At 65.8% G+C, this 3868-nt stretch carries 2 protein-coding genes; one reads left to right on the top strand and one right to left on the bottom strand.

Annotation, left to right across the window (positions count from 1 at the left end):
• Positions 1-119: 119 nt before the first annotated feature.
• A complete protein-coding gene (locus Q0O40_RS15565; protein ID WP_295531984.1) occupies positions 120-2162 on the top strand; it encodes a S9 family peptidase in 2043 nt (680 codons plus the stop codon).
• An 11-nt stretch (positions 2163-2173) separates the two neighbouring features.
• Here Q0O40_RS15565 and Q0O40_RS15560 read toward each other — a convergent pair.
• On the bottom strand, positions 2174-3868 hold a 1695-nt coding region (locus Q0O40_RS15560), incomplete at its 5' end, for a cation:proton antiporter (RefSeq protein ID WP_295531981.1).

The raw sequence follows: 3868 nt of genomic DNA, 5'->3' as shown, positions 1-3868 counted from the left end.
GCGGCGGTGAAGGCGGTTCTAGCGGCGGGCTGAGGCCTGCCGGACCTTTTTGCCGGGACGATTGCCAGAGCCGGTATTGCGAGTTAGCTTTTCACTCACAACAGGGTGGGGGAAGAGCGATGATGCAGACAAAGGTTGGCCGGCGTGCGGGCTTGCTCGCCGCAGCGATGGGCGGGGCTTTTGCGGTGGTTGCCGTGCCGCTCGCCCCGGCGCTTGCCGATGTGCCTGGTGCGTCTGGGCGCAAAGCGATCACGATCGATGATATTGTCGGCATGCAGAGGATTTCCGATCTCGCCTGCGCACCGGACGGGCGGCAGGCGGCATATGTGGTCAAGACGCTCGACGCCAAAGGCGACAAGCGCAACGCGGCGCTGTGGCTGGCCGATCTGGGCGGCGCAGCGCCGATCCAGCTGACCGGCGAGGAGGAGAGCGCGGGTTCGGCTGCGTTCAGTCCCGATGGACGGTTCATCTCCTTTATCGCCAAGCGCGGCAAGGATGAACAGGCGCAAGTGTGGCTGCTCGACCGGCGCGGCGGGGAGGCGCGGCGGTTGACCGAGGTCAAGGGCGATATCGAGAGCTATCGCTGGTCGCCCGATGCGCGCCGCCTGCTGATCACGATGACCGATCCTGAGCCCGAAGCGCCCAAGGATGATCCCAAGCGCCCGCGCCCGGTGGTGGTGGATGACGTTGCTTTCAAGCGCGATGGCACCGGGTTCATCACGGCCGAGAGCCACAGCCATCTGCATCTGTTTGACATCGCCGCGCGCATGTTGACGCAGCTGACGCCGAGTGGGCTGACCGATGAAAGCGCCGCGCAATGGTCGCCCGATGGGAAGCAGGTGGCTTATCTGGTGGATCATGCGCTCGATCCCGCGGCACTGGCGACCCAGTGGCTTTATGTGCAGGGTGCGCAAGCGGGCGCAGCGCCCCGGCTGATCGCCAAGCTGCCCGCGGCCTATGGGCAGGAGCTGATCTGGTCCGCCGATGGCAGCCGGATCACGCATCTGGTGGGTGATGCTCCCAAAGTGAACCAGTATAGCGGGCCGCATCTGGCCGAGACGGTGGTGGCCACCGGGCAGACGCGGGTTCTGCCAGCAACGGCAGCCGCCTATGTGCAGCGGCCGGTCGATCTGGGCGGCGGGCGCATCGGCGCGATTTTGGCCGAGGACCGGCGCGAAGTCCCGGTCGTGATCGATCCGGCAGGCGTTATGCAGCGGTTGGGCGATGGCAGGCTGGCCGTGGCCGAGCATTGCGACGCAAAGGATGCCAAGGCGGCGCGCGCGGTTATCGCCAGCGGCGATGATGCCATGCCCGAAGTCTATGCGCTGGCGGGCAAGACGATGCGCGCGCTGACCACCCACAACAGCGCGATGAGCGCGCGCATTGCCTGGAGCGAGGTGCGCGATTTTGCCGCCACGGCGAGTGATGGCAGCGAGGTTCACGGCATGCTGACGCTTCCGGCGGGCTATGTGCCGGGCAAACGCTATCCCACCGTGCTGTGGATCCATGGCGGACCCACGGCGCAAGATGCGCACGAGACCGATGTTAACCGCCAGTTGCTGGCGGCGCATGGCTATGCCGTGTTGGCCGTGAATTATCGCGGCAGCTCTGGCCGCGGCGATGACTATGCAAAGGTGATCGCGGCGGATTGGGGCAACAAGGAAGTGCTCGATCTTTATGCCGCGACCGACTGGGCGGCGGCGCAGGGCATTGCCGATCCGGCGCGGATGGGGGTCGGCGGGTGGAGCTATGGCGGCATTCTCACCGACTTTTTGATCGTGCGCGACAATCGGTTCAAGGCGGCGTTCAGTGGCGCGGGCGAGGGCAATATCTTTGCGCTGTTTGGTGTGGACCAGTACATCCAGCAATATGCGCAGGAAGTGGGCGCGCCTTGGACAAACCCCGATTTGTGGCTCAAGCTTTCCGAACCGCTGCTCCATGCCGACCGGATCAAGACGCCGACCTTGTTCATGGGCGGCATCGCGGATGACAATGTGCCGCTGATCGGCGGGCAGCAGCTTTATCAGGCGCTGAAGCTGACCGGGGTGCCGACCCGGTTGATCGGCTATCCCGATCAGAATCACGGCCTCACCCGCCCCAGTTTCGAGCGCGACCGGCTGGAACGCATGGTCGATTGGTATGGCCGCTATTTGAAGCCGTAGTCCATCAGGCTTTAGCTCGCCGGGCGGCGGCGGCGCAGAGAATGAAACGGGGGAGGGTCGGTATCGGCGCTGCTGTCCCTCAATTTCTTGCGCAGTTCGTCGCGCTTTTCGTGGATCGAGGCGATTACCGGGCCCATCGCTACGCCCAGATCGACGAGCACGGCTTCGGATAGCTGCAGCGAGCTTTCGAGCGTTTCGGGAACGGCATGGCTGGCCCCGTCGCGGTAAAGCTCTGCGGCATGCGCGGTATCGCGCGCGCGCACGATGATCGGCAGATCGGAGCGGTGCGCGCGCAGCTTGCGGACGATGCGTGAGACCAGCACCGGCTCGTCCATCGTCAGGATCAGCGCGCGCGCATGATCCAGATCGAGGCGGCCGATCACGCTGGCGCTCTCGATACTGCCAAAGAGCACGGGGAGCCCGGCGCGGTGCGCGGCGTGAACCACCGCTGGATCATCGTCGATGGCGATATAGGGCATGCCATGCACCGCCAGCATATCGCCGACCAGCTGCCCGACCCGGCCATAGCCCAGAATCACTGTGCGCTCACCTTGCGGAAGCGCGACTTCGCCCGGCATTTCCGTGCTTTGCGCGCGGGCCAAGCGGCCCGCGATGGCGGACCCGAGGTATGCCAGCAGCGGCGTGATGGTGAGGCCGATGGCGGTGACGATCTGCCAGAATTGCGCGGTTTGCGCGCTGATCAGCTGGCCTTGCGCGGCGGCGGCGAGCACGATCAGGGTGGTTTCCGATGGGCTCGCCATCAGAATGCCCGCCTGCACCGCGGTGGGGCGATCCTTGCCCATGACGCGCAGCGAAAGGCCGGTCACCGTTGCTTTGAGCAGCACTACGCCCGCCACCGCCAGCGCCAGTGGGCCCGCCATCGCCCAGACCTGGCGCAAGTCGATGCCCATGCCGATGGTGATCAGGAATACGCCGAGCGCCAGCCCTTTGAAGGGGCGGGTGATCGCTTCAACCTCGCCGTGATACTCGGTCTCCGCGATCAGCAAACCGGCGAGCAGCGCGCCCATGATCGGCGATAAGCCGACCGCCGCCGTAGCGAGCGCGGCCAGAATAACCACCAGCAGGCTGGCGGCAAGGAACAGTTCCGGGCTTTTGGTATGCGCGGCCTGCGCGAACAGGCGCGGCAGCGCGAGCCGGCCCAGCACCATCAGCACCGCGATCATGGCAGCCCCCTTGACCACGGTTTCGATGAGGCCGGGGCCGCCGCCCGCCGGGCCCAGCGCGCCGAGCAGGAAGATGATCGGCACCAGCGCGATATCTTCAAACAGCAGCATCGCCAGCGCGGCGCGGCCCACCGGCCCCTCGGTGCCCGCAATCGGCAACACCAGCGCAGTTGAGGATAGTGCCAGCGCGAGGCCGAGACCGAACGCACCGGCATAAGTCTCTCCCATCGCGGCCAGCGCGAGCGCGAGCAATAGCGAAGACAGCGCCAGTTCGATTGCGCCGAGCCCGAACACCAGCCGGCGCATCGCCCACAGCCGTTTGAAAGAGAGCTCAAGGCCGATCTCGAACAGCAGCAGGATGATGCCGAACTCGGCAAACGGCGCGATCGCGCCCGGCTGGGTAATCGTGACATGATAGAGCCACGGGAACTGGGGCACCATCGCGCCAAGGCCATAAGGGCCGACCGCGAGCCCGACCAGAATGAAGCCGATCACCGGGGTAATGCGCAGGCGGGCAAAGGC

This window comes from Novosphingobium sp. Chol11 (assembly GCF_945870625.1).
Lineage (GTDB): Bacteria > Pseudomonadota > Alphaproteobacteria > Sphingomonadales > Sphingomonadaceae > Novosphingobium.
This window is presented reverse-complemented; position numbering and strand designations above follow the sequence as displayed.

What these genes read in the sequence shown, in the direction of transcription:
- Q0O40_RS15565 (WP_295531984.1), top strand. Translation starts at nt 120, where the DNA reads ATGATGCAGACAAAGGTTGGCCGGCGTGCGGGCTTGCTCGCCGCAGCG.